Genomic DNA, 17,947 nt, shown 5'->3' with positions numbered 1-17,947 from the left:
AAGCGACTATATCTTCAGTCTTCTCATTGAACGAAGCTTGTCGAGTACGTTTTTATTCACGCTGAGTTCAATTTCCTCCTTTTCGACCGGCACTTCCCTGAAAACGACCCTGAGAAGACTGTCCTCGCGGATATACTTCTCGAGTTCGAGACTGTAGAGCGCCCGCGGCAGCGTAATGATGCGCTGCGCCCGGTCAACGGTAACGACGATATCGGTACCCATCCGCTCCACCTTTACATCTTCGGCATCCTTCAGAAACGGTATCCTGATGCAGAGAATCTCGCGGTGATCCTCCGTGACGGCGTTCTTGAGACTCTCTATCCAGAAATTCTTGCCGGAGTAGAAAATCTTGTCGGGGATCTGCTCTCCGAAGACCAGCTTGCTGATCTCATGGAGCGCGTCGGACCCTATCGGCTCGGTTCGCTGCAGGTTGCAGCGGAATACCGGCGTCGGATAGAACGAGTTGTCGATCTCCATCAGGTACTTGCTGTGCAGGTCGCTCCAGAACTCGAAATACTCGCCGACGGTTCTCGATGTAGGCAGAATCTTGTTGATGACGATACCGTCGATATTGATGCCGTAAAGATGAACGAAGGTATACGCCCGCTTGGTTTCGAGAATCGAGAGCTTTTCGGGATTGAGCACCAGGCGGAAGGTGACTTCCGGACTGAGAATGAACTTGTTGATATCCTCCATCTGCTTGAGCAGCACATTCACCTCGTTGAAGAAATCCTCATCGGGTATGGAGTTGCCGCTCAGGGGACGGGCAAGGGACGACATGCTTTTGTACAGCTTGAAGAACTGCTTGCCCATGTTGCCGCCGATGATGATTTCCGGATAGGCAAGAAGCCTCAGGGTATTGCCCGTCGGCGAGGTATCGAGCACCACCGCGTCCCATCTGCCCGACTGGGCCTCGTCGACCAGCCGGCTGAGCGCGAAAATCTCGTCGAGACCGGGCTGGGTGGTCAGCTCGGAAGCCATACCGCTGTCTATTCCCTTGTTCTGGTAGGAATTGGAAACGAATTTCTGAAACCCCGACATGTTCTTTTTCAGCTCGTAGATCGTATCGACTTCGAGCCCGTAAAGGTTATTCTCGATTTTCTGGGGATCGTTCCGGCTGATCTGGGTATTGAATACGTCGGAAAGCGAGTGCGCGGGATCGGAAGACATGATGAGCACCTTCTTGTTCTGCCGGGCCAGCGCAACGGCAGTGGAGGCTGAAATCGTGGTTTTACCCGTTCCTCCCTTTCCTGAATAGATGATCACCCTCGGCTGAGACTGGTTTTCCGTTAAGTCTCTGGACAGCATAGACAGCACTCCCCTTGATAAAGCTCACAGTTCTTTAAAAACACGATATTTATGAAGGTACCATTTTTCCCTTTCATAGAAAACGAATCTTTTTAAGGAGCGCTCCGGAGAGCATCTGCATATACTCTTCGTGCGGAACATCGACTGCTCCGAGCTTCTGCAGATGGGGGTTCATGATCTGCGCATCGAGCAGGAGATACCCTTTTTCCTGCAGGCGCCTGACCAGCCGGTCGAATGCAACCTGTGAGGCATAGGAACGGCGGTAAAACATCGACTCTCCGAAAAAGGCGCCGCCGATGGCGATGCCGTACAGACCTCCGGCAAGCTCGTCGCCATACCAGCTCTCGACGCTGTGCGCGATACCGAGCCGGTGCAGTTTCAGGTAGGTATCGGCAATCTCCCGGGAAATCCAGGTTTCGCTGTCATTTTTACGGGGAGCGGCGCAGGCCCTGATCACCCCTTCGAAATCGGTGTTGAACCGGACCCGGTAATCGTTGCGACGCAGGATGCGCTGCACATCGCGCGAGGGGCGGTAGTCGTCGAGTGGTACGACGGCCCTGAAATGCGGCTGGCACCAGTAGAGCTTTTCATCCAAAGGGTCCGACATGGGAAAGAAACCCTCACGATAGGCCCTGAGCAGTTCTCCTATATCGATCATGGCTGTTTTGACTGGGTGGGCGGCCGGTTACCGGAACCGGAGCAGAACCTCTTCGAGGGTTCTCTTCGGAACATGGTGAATACCGTGGGCATCCCTGTAGTAGCGAACATCGCCGCCCTCCCGCATCTGTTCGATCACGACGGGCTCGACAGGCTTGCCCAGAGCAAGCACGAATTCAATTGCATAACGGACGGGAATGTTCAGGATGGTGCAAAGGCGGTCGCGATCGACCGAAGCCACCATGCACCCCCCGAGGCCCATAGAGGTCGCACCGAGCAGGATGGTCTGCGCGGCGATGCCGCAGTCGCAGGCCGCGCCGGAACTGATTGCAAGGTCGCGGAGCATCACCAGATACGCCGCAGGCCGTTCATGCTCGGGCGGACCGTTCCAGTCGTCGAGATAGCCGGCCCACGAGAGGCATCCGAACACCGCATCGCACCCTTCGCGATCCGAAACGGCGACATATTTCAGCGGCTGCAGGTTTCTTGACGACGGCACGTAACAGGCGAGTTCGACCAGACCGGCAAGCAGTCCGTCGTCCAGCCGGAAGGAGGCGTCGAAGCGCCGGTAGCTGCGGCTGCGGGTAACGATATCCCTGAAATTCATGATTCCCCCTCAGAAAGATTCGTTGGTTGCCTTCCATGCGGCATCCGTGTACCGGGAAAGCCCGTCCCAGTCGCCGCTTCCGATCCACTCGGCAATATAATCAACCGTACGGGAGTAGTTGAGCGGCTCGCGTCCGGGAAGCTGCAGCCACTCGGCAAGCACCGAGCCGTCAAGCGAGTGCATGGCCATGCCGTACTCCAGCTCGACCATGGCAAGCGCGTTCGACTCCTGCTCTATCTGCCCGTCGAGAGGCCTGAGCAGAAGCTTTTTGCCGAGATGCAGCGCCTCGCCGGGAAGCTCGAAACCGGCATTGCAGACAACGCCGTTGCACTCCATCAGATCGCCAAGAAACCCTTCACGCGAATAACCCCTGAAATGCAGATGACCGTCGTCGGAATCGCCGGTCACCTTTCCGTAGATGAAGAACTCGCAGCTGTCGAACGGACGGACGAATCCGGTGACATCGTCAACCTCCTCGAACGGCAGATAGACCAGGATTTTGGTCGGCAGGACATCAACTGCCCGGCGGGCGTAAAGGCTGGCAGGAATGACCGGAGGAAAGATCGGCTGGTTGAAATGGCTCCAGTGCAGTCCCGCATTGTAACGGGCCGGAGCGAAGTTCAGCAGGGTGTACTTCTCGAAAATGTTCCCCTTTACAAAAGGGATATTGTAACGGAACGCATACTGGTGGCCGAACCCGACACTTGGAATATTGCGGATTTTGGCAACCATCGAGGTAATCGGCTCGAAATCGGTGACCACCAGATCGACCCCGGTTGTATCGAGCATCAGCACATCGCTCATGAGCCGTGCGAAATCGAGCTGGAACATGGTCTCCATATAGTTCATCCGGCCCCTGTAGGTCACCAGCGTAAGCCCCTTCATGACCTGATAAGGCTCGAAAATATCGATCTCTTTCAGCTCCTCCTGTTTTCTTCCGCTGATGATCACCTCCACCTCATGGCCGTCCTCCCTGAGTTTTCCGACCAGCTCCCTGCTGCGGCTGATATGGCCGTTTCCCGTACCCTGTACCCCGAAAAGGATTTTCATGCTGCTGAACCGTTTATCTTCATACTTTTCCAGGGGCCGTCTCCCGTTACCTGCCGCCCCGGCAGAGAACAGTGCCCCCCATATTGCGCTTGCGGCCTAACCGACAATTTTCAGATTGGCGTACTGCACCATCAGCGTCTTGTCGCCTGCCGAACGGAACCTGATTTTAACCTTTGCCGTCGATCCGGAGCCCTGCAGTTCCAGAACCATGCCGGGACCAAACATGGCGTGGTGCACCAGAGAACCTGCCCGAAGGCCGTTCGCTGCAGGCTTCTTCTCCTGCCGGGGAGCCTGAAAGCCGGTCTGCGGAGCCACGCTTCTGGACTGGAACCCTCTCGACGGCGCGCTTCCCGAAGCCGGGGGCCTCTCGCCGGAACCTCGACCGGAAAGCAGTTCGCCGCTTTCGGTACGAACAATGGAAGCATCGATTTCAGCGACGAACATCGAACGCAGACACTGCTGCGGCTGACCGTACTGGTAGCGGGAACGGGCCCACGAAAGATATATCTTTTCCTTGGCCCTCGTCATGGCAACGTAAAAGAGCCGCCGCTCCTCCTCCAGTTCGTCATGCTCGTAGGTGTTGAGCGGAAATAACCGTTCCTCCATGCCGGTAATGAACACAACCGGAAACTCGAGCCCCTTGGAGGCGTGCACGGTCATCAGCGACACGTAATTGTCGGACTCCCTGGTCTCGTCGTAATCCGAGGCAAGGGAAATATTCTCGAGAAAATCGCCGAGCGAACTGGAATCGGGGTTGTGGTCGGAAAAATCCCTGGCCATCGAAAGCAGCTCCTGAAGGTTGTCGTAGCGCGCAAGCGATTCGGCGGTATTCTCGGCCTGAAGCTGCGCGGGAATCCCCGTCAGGCTGAACAGTTCGCTGAGCACATCGTACACGCTGCCGTACTCCGCAAGCGCCTTGAGCTGCTCGACCACGCCGCTGAAACTCTCCAGGGCGTTCACCAGACGCTGCTGGAATCCCCCTCCGGAGGCATTGCGGATGGCTTCGTAGAGCGAAACGTCCTCCTGGGAGGCATACTCCTTCAGTTTGGCGATACTGACATCGCCGATCTTTCTCGGAGGGAAATTTATGATCCGCAGGAGCGATTCATTGTCGCGTTCATTGACGATAAAACGCAGGTACGCCACCGCATCCTTGATCTCCTTGCGCTTGTAGAACGAGACGCTGCCGAAAATCCTGTAGGGAATACGGTTCTGGCGCATTACATCCTCGAGCACCCGCGACTGCGCGTTGGTCCGGTAAAAGACGGCAAACGCCGAAAATTCGAGACCATCCTTCTGGCGCATCGAACGGATCTGCTCCACAACCTTCTCGCCCTCCTGCCGTTCGTTGTATGCCTCGAGCAGGGTAACCGGCTCTCCGGCACTGCGGTGCGAAACCAGCTCCTTCTTGATCTGGCGGCGGTTGTTGCGGATGACACTGTTGGCGGCCTGGAGAATCGTACCGGTGCTCCGGTAGTTCTCGACCAGCTTGAAGGTGAGCGACTCCTGATAGTCGTCCTGAAAATTCAGGATATTGGAAATATCGGCACCGCGCCACGAGTAGATCGACTGCGCGTCGTCGCCGACAACGAAAATATTGCGATGCCTGGCGCCAAGCATTTTTGCGGCAAGGTACTGCGCCCGGTTGGTGTCCTGATACTCGTCGATCAGAATGTAGCGGAAGGTCTCCTGCAGCTCCCCGAGAACGGCCTCATGCGCCCTGAACAGCTCGAGCGGCTTGATGAGCAGATCGTCGAAATCGAGCGCATTGTTCTCGCGCAGTTTTTTGGTATAGAGCTCGTAGACCTTCGCCGCCTGCTGCTGGTTGTAATCGCCAGGCCTGGCCTGGAACTCCGATGGAAGGATGAAGCTGTTCTTGGCCTTGCTGATAATCGACTGCACGGCATTCACCGGCAGCGAATCGAGTGAGATGCCCAGTTCGTTCATCGACTGGCGGATCAGGCTTTTACTGTCGTCGGAATCGAAAATCGAGAAATTCCTGTCGTAGCCGATAAGATGGATGTAGCTGCGCAGCAGCCGGGCAAAAACGGAATGGAAGGTTCCGATCCAGAGGCCGGAAGAGCCCGATCCCTGCAGCAGTGCGTCGATCCGGTGGCGCATCTCCCCTGCGGCCTTGTTGGTGAAGGTCAGGGCGAGAATGTTATACGGGGAGACCCCGTTATTGCGGATAAGATGGGCGATGCGGTAGGTGATCACCCTCGTCTTTCCGGAACCGGCGCCGGCAAGCACCATAACCGGCCCTTCGGTTGCAGTGACCGCACTGCGCTGTACATCGTTGAGATCGCGAAGAAAATCCGTCAAAACGTTACTGATCCGTTAACAGGTTAAGCACTCCCCGGGTACTGAACGTACCGCTGAATGGGCTGAAGTTCCTGTTGAATTTCGTATAAGTTTGTTCGAATTACAAACAGGCTCTCCCAAAAAACGTCGCCGGAGGATGGCGGGCAAGGCTGTACTGCTCTTTTTTCTTACCTTTATGGGCGCATCCCCTCCCTGCTTCCGGCCGGGAGGGGGCGTCTGCAGCAGGGAAAAACCGGCGGCGGAACGGCCGGAGCGGTTCGCTCCCGGAAAGGCCGAACGGCAGATTTGACGCACTTTCTTCAGGAGAGATTACAAAGGGCAACGGATATGAACGGACTGGCGCTTACAACCTACACCACCATCAGCCCGCTGCTTTTCGGCGCAGCAAGGATGATCAGCCCCCTTTTCAGACGGCTGCATACGTTTACCTCCCTGCGCAACAACCTGTTCGAAGAACTTGAAGCAACCGTCCGATCCACCGCAAAAAGCTCTTTCCGGCTCTGGGTGCATGCCGCTTCGGTCGGTGAATTCGAACAGGCCCGTCCGGTCATAGCCGCCATGCAGGAGAAACACCCGGATATCACGATTTTCGTCTCCTTTCTTTCGGACTCCGGCTACAATGCCCGAAAAAACTTCGCAGGAGCCGCCGCGGTCTTCTACCTCCCGACCGACACGCCCGCAAACGCAAAACGCCTCGTATCGCTGCTCGAACCCGACATGCTCATGCTCATGCGCTACGACTTCTGGCCCAACCACCTGCTCGCCGCAAAAAGATCCGGCGCACACCTCATACTCGCCGCAGCGGTGCTCCTGGAGAACTCGCAGTACTTCAACCCCCTGCTGAAGGGCTTTTACCGCGATCTCTTCAGCCTGTTCGATCATATCTACACCATTTCGGCAAAGGACACCCATGCATTCCGCGACCGGTTCGGCTGCCTGCAGGCGGAGACCGCCGGCGACACCCGGTTCGACCAGGTCTTTCTTCGCAGCCGGAATTCCGGAAAGGTCGCACATCTGAAACCCCTCTATGAAAACCGCACCGTCCTCATCGCCGGCAGCACCTGGCAGATGGACGAAACCCTGCTCCTCGGCGCATGGCAGCGGCTCGAAAACAGACCGTCACTCATTCTGGTGCCACATCAGGTGAACCCTGAAAACATGGAACGGCTCTGCCGCTCGCTCGGGGAACGGAACATCCCCTTTGCAAGGGTGTCGGCGCTCGAACGCTCGTTCGACCCGAAGCAGCAGGTGCTCGTCATCGACGAAACCGGCTATCTGGCCGAGCTCTACTCGATCGGCTCGATCGCCTATGTTGGCGGAGGATTCGGCGTGAACGTGCACAACACCCTCGAACCGGCCGTCTACGGCATTCCGGTGCTCTTCGGCCCGCGCCACCACAACTCCCCGGAAGCCGAAGAGCTGGTCGCAAAAGGAGGCGCAGCCGTCGTCGGGGATGAAGCGTCGCTTCTGGCGGCCCTGAACCTCTTCATGACAAACCCGGCCGCACGAGCGGCTGCCGGTGCGGCTGCCGGCGCATTCGTAAAGGAACGAACCGGCGCCACAGCCGTTATCTCCCGATGCATCGAACACTACCTCGCCGCAGCGGAGCCGGCGTGAACTTAATACCCCGTTCCGGAGGTTTATAGTTAACGGGGTTGAAAATGCCATCTTTTACCCTGTTGTCGGCAGCTGAATTATGCTATCTTGTGCCCGTCCGGCAAGCACGATCCACATCATCCAAATCCCTGAGCGACCTATGGCAATGACCGTCGAAATCAAAGACAACAAACTGTATATTGAAATAGACCTTGAGAAACCGGTCCGCTCCTCATCCGGAAAAACCCTTGTCGTTGCAAGTTCCCGCGGCAACGTTGAAACCACTGCGGAAGTCGACGGCAAGCCTGTGACCATAGGTCTCAATGCCTATATCAAACCCTGAAGGATTCTCCCCTGTTCATCCGCCACAAGTTTTTTTCTCGTGTTTTCCCGTTCCGCCGAACCGGGCCCCGAGAGGCTGCGGGAGCACAATGAAGGCCCCCCGGCGTCCTCATCACCGATTTTATTAAACAAACACAGATACCATGCCATTTCGATCACTCTCAATCATTGAACCCGTTGTAAAAGCATTGCAGGAAGAGGGCTATACCTCACCGACACCGATTCAGGCGGAAGCCATACCGATCATTCTCGAGGGCAACGACCTGCTCGGCTGCGCGCAGACCGGAACAGGAAAAACCGCCGCCTTCGCCATTCCTATCCTGCAGCTGCTTGGCGCAGCAGAAAAGCGCAACGACAGAAAAAGAAAAATCCGCAGCCTCGTCGTCACGCCCACCAGGGAGCTGGCCATTCAGATCGGAGACAGCTTCACGGCATACGGCCGGCACACCGGCCTCAACAATACGGTAATTTTCGGAGGCGTGAACCAGAATCCCCAGATATCGGCGCTTCGAAACGGAGCCGATATCGTTATCGCGACGCCTGGCCGGCTGCTCGATCTGATGAACCAGGGATTTCTGCACCTGCGTGATGTGGAGATCCTGGTGCTGGACGAAGCTGACCGCATGCTCGACATGGGCTTCATTCACGACATAAGGAAAATACTGGCCGAACTGCCCAAAAAACGGCAGTCGCTCTTTTTCTCGGCCACCATGCCGCCGGAAATCGTCAAGCTTGCGGCAACCATTCTGAACAATCCCTCAAAGGTCGCGGTAACGCCGGTGTCCTCTACCGTGGAGGTCATCAACCAGCAGATATGCTTCGTAGACAAGGGCAATAAAAACAGCCTCCTGGTACACCTGCTGAAAAACCAGGAGATCAGGACGGCGCTGGTGTTCACCCGAACCAAGCACGGCGCCGACAAGGTGGTGAAATACCTTCAGAAGCACAACATCACCGCCGCGGCGATCCATGGCAACAAGGCCCAGAACGCCCGTCAGAAAGCCCTGGCAAACTTCAAGGACCAGTCCATGCGGGTGCTGGTGGCTACCGATATCGCGGCACGAGGCATCGACGTGGACGAACTGGAATATGTGATCAATTTCGACATGTCGAACGTGGCCGAAACCTACGTTCATCGTATCGGACGAACCGGAAGGGCCGGAGCGAAAGGCACGGCGATCTCTTTCTGCGATGCGGAAGAGAAAGAGTATCTCCGCGACGTGGAAAAACTGATCGCCAAAAAAATTCCGGTCAACGATGCGCATCCCTTTCCGCTGATGGACCACAATCCGGTGAAAACCCCCAGGCAGCAGGGCCGCTCGAACAGCGGTCACCCCGGCCCGAAACCTACGGCATCGGGAAAACCCAAATGGGGCTATTCAAGATCCGGAAAAAACAAATAGCCCGAAGCCATGCCTCGTCGCGGAAGCTTCCGCGGCAAGGCATGACGCTGTCGTTTTTACCGGTCGGGCTCCATTCCGAACCAGACCACGGCATATGAACCGCTCATGCCGACCCCGACCGCCTTCCACTCCATCCGGGCCCATTTGCCCTTATTGACGATCACGGCATGATGAGCCGATCCATCCTTCCAGGCTTCGAGCACGTCCTCCGGAGTAAACGGTACGCTTGAATAAAAAGCGATTTCATAACCGTTTCCCGAATAGGAGGTCAGCTCTCCCGGCTTGCGCCACATGCACTCCGCTCCGCCTCTGCCCCGGTAGCAGCAGGATTTCCAGGGACCGTATTTCGACCAGCTGTGCAGATTGCAGGGTTCTGAGGGGGGATGCAGCTCAAGATCACGCACATGCAGCGCGGCGACCCGCGAAAGACTCTCCGAGAGCGGAATCGAGGGGAGCCCCCTGCTTTGCCGGTACTCCATCAGCAGCCGGTACAAGCCGAGTTCCCTCTGTGAAAGTGCCGGTTTTGCCGGAACGGCGGCCTGGGCCGCCAGCCATGAAATGCAAGGTTCTCCGCCGCCGGAAGCGGCCGCCGGCGCCACTGCGGCTATTGCCGCAAGCAGAAGCCCCGTCGCCATCCGTTTCAGCAGATCGTACATCGCAACCCTCATCGCAGTTCACCCCTTTTCGGGCTAATATAGGGATAAGAGCCGTTTGTTGCTATCCCTCCCTGCGGGTCTCGCCGCGACGATGGGTTACCCTTACATATGCAATGGAGGGATCACCGAGGGAGTGCGCGATATTGTATCCGAGAATCGTCCGGAACACCTTCCAGTTAATAGGCGTGGAAATCGCTTCGTTCGGACACTGCATCTGGCAGTAGAGACACATGAGGCAGTTTTGCCCCCATACCGGACGACCATCGGCATCCGCCGAGATAGTGCCGGTCGGGCACCCGCTCATGCACCTGCCGCAACCCTCGCAGCGCGACCTGTTGACCCGGAAAAGCCGGATATAGATGGTTCGCACGAGTCCGCGATTTGCCAGACTCCTCTCGATACGGAAAATCAGTTCCATGGGAGGATCGAAAGGGGGCGGAGTGTAGACTTCCGCGCCCGAAAGCACCGCAGCCGTTTTCCGTCCGAACCGCTCCGCGGCCGCCAGCTCCTCCGGCAGCGGATTATCGGGTGAAAACAGATAACCTTCCTGCAGATAGCCCTGGTAGTAATCGGCTCCGCGACAGTGGAAATAACCAGCTTCACGCCCCCCCTTGCCGGAAAGCGCCCTGCGCAGAAGATTGCCGGTCTCTCCGGGATGGGAGCCGTAGAGCATAAAAGAGAAAACCGGAAGTCCGCCGAGACCGGGCAGATCGTGCAAATAGTCCGATACATTGAAGGGAAGCCTGAAATAGTGGGCCGGAGAACCGATTCCCAGAAGGTCATACCCTTCGATCCCTGGGGGCTTCTGACTTGCCATGTTGCACAGCTCGACCTGGCACCCGGCCGAACGCAACCCGGCGGCTATGGAAAACGCTGTTTTTTCCGTTGTACCTCTGAGGGAAAGATATACCAGTAGACATCTCTTCATGAATGCATCGCGTATTTGGCTGTGGTCGTCAATTATTCCCTAAAATACACGACAGCATCAGATGTAAAAAATGCGAATCATTTTTTTTTCGAGGGGACCGGACAGGCCGGTGTTCGATATTGCCGCAAACTATCCGAACCGTCCCGTCATGACTCCCCTTCCGCCTCCAGTTTGCCGAGCCGGTCAATGGCGCTTTGCTGGCCGAGCTTCGCGGCTTTTCTGAAATCTTCAAGCGCACCCTCCCGGTCCCCCGCCTGCTCTTTTGCAAGTCCCCGGTCCCAGTAGGTCTCCCCGGCTTTTCTGTCGAGCCTGATCGCCCGGCTGTAATCCTCGATGGCTCCCTCATAGTCCTGCAGATCATGTTTCGCATAACCCCGGTGCTTGTATGGCAGGGCGAATTTCGGCTCAAGCACGATGGCCGCCGTAAAATCCTTTATGGCCTCCCGGTAGTTCCCGTTGATATACCTCAGCAGCCCCCTGTTGTCGAAAGCGAACGCATAATCGGCATGCAGGTCGTCGGCGGCGACCTGCTGAAGATCCGGCGCATCTTCCCCGTCGGCCTCGTCCCCGTCGTGCTTCTTTTCCCCGTCGGCAAAAGCGTCGGCAAGCTGCGGCACAAGCTCGATCACCTTTATGAAATCGGCTATGGCTCCCGGCCTGTCGCCGGTTTTCATTTTCGCGTTCCCGCGTTTGTCGAAAGCCCTTGCCGCCTTCGGATCGAGTTCGACGACTTTCGTGAACTCCTCGATGGCGCCCCGGTAATCACCCGAATCGAACTTCGAACTGCCGGTGGAGAAATAGCCCGCGGCATCCTCTCCGGCAAAAACCGGAGCAGCGACAAAAAGGGATGCCGTCAATACGACGGAAAAAAACCTGAACGGAGTGTTCATCGGAATCATATGGTGGATGGAGTTGCAGGGAACGACCTGGCCGATATGTTCAAATAAAACGCTTTCACCGAAAAAAACAAGCGGATCAGGCCTCCTGCTCCCCTGCAGTGAACCTGTTTGCCCGTAGCGAAATAACTTGCAAAATACAGGACGCTTTCTTTAGTTAAAAAAGAATCAATGCCGTAAAATTCCGGCAGTACTGTGCACCTGATGCAGGATTCCGGATTGCAGTTTCTCAGTTACGCCACTCTGCATGAGACGTATAAGCCGCAAAAGCCTGTATACATGCCTGCAACCCTCTTCAGGCATTATTATTATCGCGCCAGCAACACCCCCACGCTGTCGCATGAAGAAAACCCGATAACTCCGAATCGGCAATTCAGTTTCCCATGGTTTATAAACAGTCCCTTGCTGCAGACAGACCACTAAATGAAGTACCTGAAATGTTTTTTTTGCGTATCGGACAGCTTTTGTCCCATGCGTCGGTCTATGTTACTCTCATTAACCTGAAGCATTCGCGTCATGAGACAGTCAAGACCACCACTGGTTCGCATGCAGCATATCGACCGGGAACTCCGCAATAACGGTTTCCCGAACTGCACCAGAGTTGCCTGCCACTTTGAAGTGAGCAGCAAGAGCATCCAGCGCGACATAGAGTACATGCGTGACATGCTGCATGCTCCGATTGATTACGACAAAAAGAAAAAAGGCTATTACTATAATAAAGAGTGGTCGTTTCTGCCTTCCGCATTTCTTGACCGGCAGGAAGCAGAAGCGCTGAAAGCCACAAAAAAAGTCCTCTCCCAGTATCAGGGAACCCCCTATTATCAGGAAATCAGCAGTGCACTCGACAAGGTTCTGCAGTATCTGCCTGCCTCACATTCCGAAAACGGCATTCTCGACATCTATTCGTTTGAACAAGCGCCATCTTCGGAAATCGATGCAAAAACTTTTTCCCTGCTCGATGAAGCTATCCGAAACAGCAGGCAAATCGCCATAGCCTATCACGCCCCATCAAAACAGGCGAAAACCGAGCGGACGGTTCACCCTTACCGTTTGCACTACGATCAATCTAAAAGCACCTGGTATCTGATTGCCTTCTGCGAACTGCGGCAAGCCACAAGAACCTTCGCCGTCAACAGAATCAGATCCATCACCCCATGCGCAACCGGGTTCACCATTCCGGAATCCTTTTCAATCGAAAAGTATCTTGAACAGACCTTCGATCAATGTGCCGGCGTCGAAGAGCATGCCATCGTAATCCGCTTTTCCCCATACCAGTCGCAGTGGATAAAGGAACACCGCTGGCATCCGACTCAACAGATCGAGGAACACGAGAACGGCTCCATCACACTGCATATGAAGGTCAGCGCACTCGATGCAGTCAAACGCTGGGTCATGCGCTACGGCAAGGAAGCTGAAGTGGTTGAACCTGAAGAGCTTCGGAATATGATCAGGGAGGAGGTGCGGATGATGGGGGAGATGTATGGGATGATTGAATTGAGAAATCGTAACAAATTCGAAGGCAATGAATAATGAACGAAAACCTGTAGCCCATCTTCTACAGAATGATTCCGGCGAATGGCTTGAACATGAACTGAACGATCATCTTGCCGCAGTAGCCTCGATAGCCACAGGTTTTGCCAGCGAATTCGGCAATGCAGATTGGGCAATGGCTGCCGGGCTCCTGCATGATCTGGGAAAGTATAATCCACGCTGGCAGGATTATATCCGGAAGAGCAACGGCGATTATCTGGAGGATTCAGATGGGCAGGATTGACCATTCAGCAGCCGGTGCGATATTTGCCACCGACAAAAATAAGTGGATCGGGAGAATTCTCGGCTATCTCATTGCCGGACATCACACCGGATTGCCGGATTGGTACAAGGAAGCAGGAACCAAGGGCGATGCGCTTTCAGATCGTCTGAGCAATTTTGAACATCTGACAAATGCCTTGAAAGGGAATCCGCCCGAAAATATTCTGAATACGACGTTGCCATCGTCGTTGCCTTGCCAAAGTCAGTCCGGCAATTCGGATCTGGTACACATTTGGATTCGTATGCTATACTCCTGCCTCGTCGATGCGGATTTTATCGATACCGAACGGTTCATGAATCCGGAAAAGGCTGATCTTCGTCCGAACGCAGTTGATTTGGCAATACTGAAAGCGCATTTAGACATGTACATGGCAGCCAAAGAGAATGGCGCTTTGGATACGCCTGTAAACCGGGCGCGAAAAGAGATTCTTCGGGAGTGCCGCGATAAAGGGCGTTCGCTGGAACCTGGACTTTTTTCGCTGACCGTACCCACCGGCGGTGGCAAAACCCTCGCATCAATGGCCTTCGCGCTCGAACACGCCATCAGGCACGGCAAAAAGCGGATCATCGTAGCGATTCCCTACACCAGCATCATTGAGCAGACCGCGGCGGTGTATCGCGAAGTGTTCGGCGATGACACCGTGCTTGAACATCACAGCAATCTCGATCCGGCAAGGGAAACTGCCGAGTCTCGGCTTGCTACCGAAAATTGGGATGCCCCGATCATTGTGACCACCAACGTGCAATTTTTCGAGTCGCTTTTTGCCGCGAAAAGCTCTGCATGCCGCAAACTGCACAATATCGTCAACTCGGTTGTGGTGCTCGATGAGGCACAGATGCTGCCGACCGATTTTCTGCAACCGATCGTTTCCGTCATCAAATCGCTGACTGTGCATTTCAGGGCTTCGATCGTGCTCTGCACGGCCACTCAGCCGGTTTTGAGTGGAAAGGTAGGGACAGGCAGAGATATTCTGAAGGGTTTTGCTGAAGGTTCTGTGCGCGAGTTGATGTCCGATCCGGAAAAACTGTTCAGCGTTTTCCAACGTGTCCGGGTGCGGATGCTCGGCCAAGCCGGTGAACGGTATGAGTGGACGGAGATTGCCCGGCAGCTTCAAGAGCACGAGCAGGTTTTATGCATCGTCAACACTCGCAAGGATTGCCGGGAGCTTCATGCACAAATGCCTGCCGGAACGGTTCATCTCTCCGCCCTGATGTGCCCGGAGCATCGCAGCAAGGTGATTTCCGAAGTGAAGTCGAAACTTATGACGGGCGAACTGGTGATGGTTGTGAGCACGCAGTTGCTCGAAGCCGGCGTTGATATCGATTTCCCGACTGTTTACCGCTCGTTCAGCGGCCTCGACAGCATCGCACAGGCTGCGGGGCGGTGCAATCGTGAAGGAAGGCTTGAGTGTGGCGATGTAGTTGTGTTCAACCCACCAAAGCCTTCGCCATCGGGCAGATTGATGAAAGCTGAAAACGCAGCTCAGGAGCTCTTTCGCACGGATCCGGAACTGGCTTCATCGCTCATGCCGGAAGCGTTCAATCGCTATTTCATCCGCTATTTCAGCGGTCTGAACGGATTTGACAAGAAGCAGATCATGGACTTGCTCGCCGGAAACGATGCTCTCAAGTATCAGATACAGTTTCGTACGGCAGCCAAACGCTTCAAACTCATCGATGATACGCTGCAACACGGTATTATCGTCAGATATAGAGACGGGAAAGCAAACATTGTTGCCTTGATCGATCAACTGCGTTTTGGTGGTCCGAACCGAAAACTGATGCGGCAACTTCAGCGCTATGCGGTGAATGTCTATGATCCTGATCTGAAGCAACTGAGGGGAAATGGCCTGATCGAAGAGGTCAACGGTGTCTGGGTGCAAACGGCGGATAGCCTGTATGATCCGGTATTCGGCCTAAATATCGACGCCACGCTAAATTTTGTCTACTAAGCTCAACAAGGAGAAACACTCTATGGAGCATTGGAATAAACAATTCTGTCTCGAAGTCAAGGGTGATTACGCCTGCTTTACCCGACCTGAAATGAAGGTCGAGCGGGTCAGCTACGACGTCATCACCCCTTCGGCGACACGGGGAATTTTCGAGGCGATTTTCTGGAAACCGGCGATTCGCTGGCGGATTCGCAAGATCGAGGTGCTGAACCCGATCAAGTGGATTTCGGTTCGGCGCAACGAGGTCGGCCAGACCGCAAGCGAGCGGAGCGACGGCATTTTTATCGAAGTGGCGCGTCAGCAACGAGCGGGCTTGCTTCTGCGGGATGTGGCCTACCGGCTGCACGCTGAACTCGAATTCATTCCGCCTTCAGAACGTCCAGATGCGAAACACCCGGTACCGGAAGCGTTGCTGGACAGCTGGGAAACTGAGGAGCTGCGCAAGGATGAAAATCCGGGTAAATACTACGGCATTTTCGAGCGCCGGGCGCGGAAAGGGCAGTGCTTCAATCAGCCATACCTCGGTTGCCGCGAGTTCAGTTGCGAGTTCAGGCTGGTCGATGATTTGTCAAACGAACCCGCACCGATCAGTGAAACGCGCAATCTGGGGTACATGCTTTACGACCTCGATTTTCAAAAGAACGTGAAGGAGCCTCCGCCAGCATTTTTCAGGGCCAGTATGGAAAACGGGGTAATCAATGTTCCGGCATGGGATAGTGAGGAGGTGAGAAAATGATTCTGCATGCACTGTACGACTATTATCAGCGAAAAGCTGCCGATCCGGAAAGCGGTATTGCTCCGGAGGGGTTTGAATGGAAGGAAATCCCCTTCGTGATCGTGATAGATCGGGAGGGCTATTTCGTATCGCTCGAAGATACGCGTGAAGGGGATGGGAAAAAGAAAAAAGCGAAGCAATATCTGCTACCGAAATCTGTCGGGCGTTCAGGCTCTAACTCCTGGATGACCGGTTTTTTGCTTTGGGATCATTACGGCTACGTGGTTGGTCATGCACGAAGTGAGAGTGAGAAAGATCAGACAATGGCTCAGAAGCAGATGCAGAGTTTTATCAAAAGAATTCAGAAATTGCCTGCTGATATCAAAGGTGATGAGGGGGTGATGGCTGTCATTCGTTTTTATGAAAATGGGAAATATGAAAAAGTCAAAGATACCGAAAACTGGAAAGAGTGCGCCAAAATCGTGGGTTGCAATATGAGTTTCAGGCTTGATGGCGAAGCTAATATTGTTCCATGCCGGGATGCGGTGAGAATGTATGTTGAGAGTCAGATTGGAGATGGCGCTGATGACGCAACTGGTCTTTGTCTTGTGACAGGGAAAAACGCTGAGATCGCCAGAATTCACACCGATACGCCAATCAACAAGGATTCAAAGAAATTTGTCTCGTTTCAGAAGAGTTCAGGATATGACTCGTATGGAAAAGAGCAAGCATTCAATGCACCGATAAGCAAATCAGCTGAGTTCGCCTATACTACAGCGCTTAATATGTTGCTTGGTAAAGAATCCAAAAACAAGGTTCAGATCGGTGATGCAACAACCGTTTTCTGGTCTGAAAAACAGGACGCTTTTGAGGAGGATTTTCCAGCCTTTTTTGGTTACTCGAAAGATAATCCTGATGCGGATATCAAAGCGGTCAAATCTCTTTATGAAGGAATAAAGAGTGGCCATGCTCAAACGAATTCAGATACGAGATTTTATGTCCTCGGGCTTGCGCCGAACTCGGCACGTATTTCCGTTCGTTTCTGGCATACCGGAACCATTGCGGAATTTGCCGGGAACATCCGGAAGCATTTCGATGATCTTGAAATCAGTCGAGGCCCGAAAGATACAGGCCATTTTTCGATGTTCTGGCTCTTGTCCGCGATGGCTCATGAAGGAAAGGTGGATAATGTTCCGCCAAATCTTTCCGGGCAGATTTTTCAATCGGTTATCACTGGAGGCATCTACCCGGCAACCTTGCTTCAGCAGGCAATTCGGAGAATCCGTGCTACGCAAGATGTGACGAGGATTCAGGCGAGTATTCTTAAAGCCTATCTCAACCGTTTTTCAAGAATCTATAAAACCAAAGAAAAGGAGATAACCGTGGCACTCGATCCAACCAACAATAATCCAGGCTATCGGCTTGGACGGCTTTTTGCCGTTCTGGAAAAAATTCAGGAAGAGGCAAGTCCCGGACTCAATGCAACGATTCGTGATCGCTTTTACGGTGCGGCATCATCGACGCCGGTGACTGTTTTTCCGCAGTTGCTGAAGCTGAAAAATCACCACCTCTCAAAGCTCGAAAATGCTGGTCGCCGGGTGAATTTCGAGCGGATGCTTGCTGGCGTTTTTGAGGGGATTGGCAATGAAATGTCTTCTCATTTATCAATGGAAGATCAGGCTCGTTTCGCGATTGGTTATTAC

Annotated in this window: 17 protein-coding genes; 9 read left to right on the top strand and 8 right to left on the bottom strand. The window is 54.4% G+C overall.

Going from position 1 to position 17,947, the window contains the following annotated elements; translation table 11 throughout:
* Nucleotides 1-6: 6 nt before the first annotated feature.
* From WBP50_RS10975 to WBP50_RS10955, 5 genes are all read right to left on the bottom strand, one after another.
* Nucleotides 7-1,308 (bottom strand): ArsA family ATPase, encoded by a 1,302-nt coding sequence (locus tag WBP50_RS10975; RefSeq protein ID WP_423934442.1) that lies wholly within the window; start codon nt 1,306-1,308, stop codon nt 7-9.
* 73 nt (nt 1,309-1,381) lie between these two features.
* On the bottom strand, nt 1,382-1,966 hold the full coding sequence (gene aat / locus WBP50_RS10970) for a leucyl/phenylalanyl-tRNA--protein transferase (protein WP_423934439.1): 585 nt from the start codon (nt 1,964-1,966) through the stop codon (nt 1,382-1,384).
* 27 nt (nt 1,967-1,993) lie between these two features.
* The gene (locus tag WBP50_RS10965; RefSeq protein WP_423934436.1) at nt 1,994-2,572 is read right to left on the bottom strand and encodes a nitroreductase family protein; all 579 of its coding nucleotides are present in this window, start codon (nt 2,570-2,572) and stop codon (nt 1,994-1,996) included.
* A 9-nt stretch (nt 2,573-2,581) separates the two neighbouring features.
* Complete coding sequence (locus WBP50_RS10960; protein WP_423934433.1) at nt 2,582-3,622, bottom strand: glycosyltransferase family protein; 1,041 nt, start codon at nt 3,620-3,622, stop codon at nt 2,582-2,584.
* A 96-nt stretch (nt 3,623-3,718) separates the two neighbouring features.
* On the bottom strand, nt 3,719-5,944 hold the full coding sequence (locus tag WBP50_RS10955; protein WP_423934431.1) for an ATP-dependent helicase: 2,226 nt from the start codon (nt 5,942-5,944) through the stop codon (nt 3,719-3,721).
* Between the two features lie 136 nt (nt 5,945-6,080).
* On the opposite strand from WBP50_RS10955, the gene WBP50_RS10950 reads away from it, so the two are divergent.
* The 4 genes from WBP50_RS10950 to WBP50_RS10935 all read left to right on the top strand — a co-directional run bounded on the left by WBP50_RS10950 (nt 6,081) and on the right by WBP50_RS10935 (nt 9,285).
* The gene (locus WBP50_RS10950; RefSeq protein WP_423934429.1) at nt 6,081-6,233 is read left to right on the top strand and encodes a hypothetical protein; all 153 of its coding nucleotides are present in this window, start codon (nt 6,081-6,083) and stop codon (nt 6,231-6,233) included.
* A gap of 38 nt (nt 6,234-6,271) precedes the next feature.
* The gene (locus WBP50_RS10945) at nt 6,272-7,561 is read left to right on the top strand and encodes a 3-deoxy-D-manno-octulosonic acid transferase (RefSeq protein WP_423934427.1); all 1,290 of its coding nucleotides are present in this window, start codon (nt 6,272-6,274) and stop codon (nt 7,559-7,561) included.
* Between the two features lie 139 nt (nt 7,562-7,700).
* The gene (locus WBP50_RS10940; RefSeq protein WP_423934425.1) at nt 7,701-7,883 is read left to right on the top strand and encodes a hypothetical protein; all 183 of its coding nucleotides are present in this window, start codon (nt 7,701-7,703) and stop codon (nt 7,881-7,883) included.
* A 142-nt stretch (nt 7,884-8,025) separates the two neighbouring features.
* A complete protein-coding gene (locus WBP50_RS10935; RefSeq protein WP_423934423.1) occupies nt 8,026-9,285 on the top strand; it encodes a DEAD/DEAH box helicase in 1,260 nt (419 codons plus the stop codon).
* A 56-nt stretch (nt 9,286-9,341) separates the two neighbouring features.
* Here WBP50_RS10935 and WBP50_RS10930 read toward each other — a convergent pair whose 3' ends face one another.
* From WBP50_RS10930 to WBP50_RS10920, 3 genes are all read right to left on the bottom strand, one after another.
* Nucleotides 9,342-9,953: a CAP domain-containing protein gene (locus WBP50_RS10930; RefSeq protein ID WP_423934421.1), complete on the bottom strand. Its 612-nt coding sequence runs from the start codon at nt 9,951-9,953 to the stop codon at nt 9,342-9,344.
* A 49-nt stretch (nt 9,954-10,002) separates the two neighbouring features.
* Nucleotides 10,003-10,869, bottom strand: coding sequence for an EFR1 family ferrodoxin (locus WBP50_RS10925; RefSeq protein ID WP_423934419.1), 867 nt, complete (start codon nt 10,867-10,869; stop codon nt 10,003-10,005).
* A 146-nt stretch (nt 10,870-11,015) separates the two neighbouring features.
* Nucleotides 11,016-11,759 (bottom strand): tetratricopeptide repeat protein, encoded by a 744-nt coding sequence (locus WBP50_RS10920; RefSeq protein ID WP_423934418.1) that lies wholly within the window; start codon nt 11,757-11,759, stop codon nt 11,016-11,018.
* 522 nt (nt 11,760-12,281) lie between these two features.
* On the opposite strand from WBP50_RS10920, the gene WBP50_RS10915 reads away from it, so the two are divergent.
* The 5 genes from WBP50_RS10915 to cas8c form a co-directional block, all read left to right on the top strand.
* Entirely contained in the window at nt 12,282-13,295 is a 1,014-nt protein-coding gene (locus tag WBP50_RS10915) for a helix-turn-helix transcriptional regulator (protein WP_423934417.1), read from the top strand.
* Nucleotides 13,288-13,539, top strand: a complete 252-nt coding sequence (locus WBP50_RS10910; RefSeq protein WP_423934415.1) for a CRISPR-associated endonuclease Cas3'' — start codon at nt 13,288-13,290, stop codon at nt 13,537-13,539. The genes WBP50_RS10915 and WBP50_RS10910 overlap by 8 nt, the downstream gene beginning before the upstream one ends.
* Complete coding sequence (gene cas3, locus WBP50_RS10905; RefSeq protein WP_423934414.1) at nt 13,526-15,529, top strand: CRISPR-associated helicase Cas3'; 2,004 nt, start codon at nt 13,526-13,528, stop codon at nt 15,527-15,529. Before WBP50_RS10910 ends, cas3 begins: the two co-directional genes overlap by 14 nt.
* A 22-nt stretch (nt 15,530-15,551) precedes the next feature.
* Nucleotides 15,552-16,265, top strand: coding sequence for a type I-C CRISPR-associated protein Cas5c (gene cas5c, locus WBP50_RS10900; protein ID WP_423934412.1), 714 nt, complete (start codon nt 15,552-15,554; stop codon nt 16,263-16,265).
* Nucleotides 16,262-17,947 (top strand): type I-C CRISPR-associated protein Cas8c/Csd1 (gene cas8c / locus WBP50_RS10895; RefSeq protein WP_423934409.1); only part of this gene is annotated, 1,686 nt, incomplete at its 3' end. The genes cas5c and cas8c, both read left to right, overlap by 4 nt.

The organism is Chlorobium sp. (assembly GCF_049593655.1).
Classification (GTDB): Bacteria; Bacteroidota; Chlorobiia; order Chlorobiales; family Chlorobiaceae; genus Chlorobium.
This window is presented reverse-complemented; position numbering and strand designations above follow the sequence as displayed.

Excerpts from the sequence above, each read along its gene's own strand:
- cas3 (WP_423934414.1), top strand. The coding sequence starts at position 13,526 with ATGGGCAGGATTGACCATTCAGCAGCCGGTGCGATATTTGCCACCGAC.
- cas5c (WP_423934412.1), top strand. The coding sequence starts at position 15,552 with ATGGAGCATTGGAATAAACAATTCTGTCTCGAAGTCAAGGGTGATTAC.
- WBP50_RS10950 (WP_423934429.1), top strand. The coding sequence starts at position 6,081 with ATGGCGGGCAAGGCTGTACTGCTCTTTTTTCTTACCTTTATGGGCGCA.
- WBP50_RS10935 (WP_423934423.1), top strand. The coding sequence starts at position 8,026 with ATGCCATTTCGATCACTCTCAATCATTGAACCCGTTGTAAAAGCATTG.
- WBP50_RS10975 (WP_423934442.1), bottom strand. The coding sequence starts at position 1,308 with ATGCTGTCCAGAGACTTAACGGAAAACCAGTCTCAGCCGAGGGTGATC.
- WBP50_RS10945 (WP_423934427.1), top strand. The coding sequence starts at position 6,272 with ATGAACGGACTGGCGCTTACAACCTACACCACCATCAGCCCGCTGCTT.
- WBP50_RS10960 (WP_423934433.1), bottom strand. The coding sequence starts at position 3,622 with ATGAAAATCCTTTTCGGGGTACAGGGTACGGGAAACGGCCATATCAGC.
- WBP50_RS10940 (WP_423934425.1), top strand. The coding sequence starts at position 7,701 with ATGGCAATGACCGTCGAAATCAAAGACAACAAACTGTATATTGAAATA.
- aat (WP_423934439.1), bottom strand. The coding sequence starts at position 1,966 with ATGATCGATATAGGAGAACTGCTCAGGGCCTATCGTGAGGGTTTCTTT.
- WBP50_RS10920 (WP_423934418.1), bottom strand. The coding sequence starts at position 11,759 with ATGAACACTCCGTTCAGGTTTTTTTCCGTCGTATTGACGGCATCCCTT.
- WBP50_RS10910 (WP_423934415.1), top strand. The coding sequence starts at position 13,288 with ATGAATAATGAACGAAAACCTGTAGCCCATCTTCTACAGAATGATTCC.
- WBP50_RS10915 (WP_423934417.1), top strand. The coding sequence starts at position 12,282 with ATGAGACAGTCAAGACCACCACTGGTTCGCATGCAGCATATCGACCGG.
- WBP50_RS10965 (WP_423934436.1), bottom strand. The coding sequence starts at position 2,572 with ATGAATTTCAGGGATATCGTTACCCGCAGCCGCAGCTACCGGCGCTTC.
- WBP50_RS10930 (WP_423934421.1), bottom strand. The coding sequence starts at position 9,953 with ATGAGGGTTGCGATGTACGATCTGCTGAAACGGATGGCGACGGGGCTT.
- WBP50_RS10925 (WP_423934419.1), bottom strand. The coding sequence starts at position 10,869 with ATGAAGAGATGTCTACTGGTATATCTTTCCCTCAGAGGTACAACGGAA.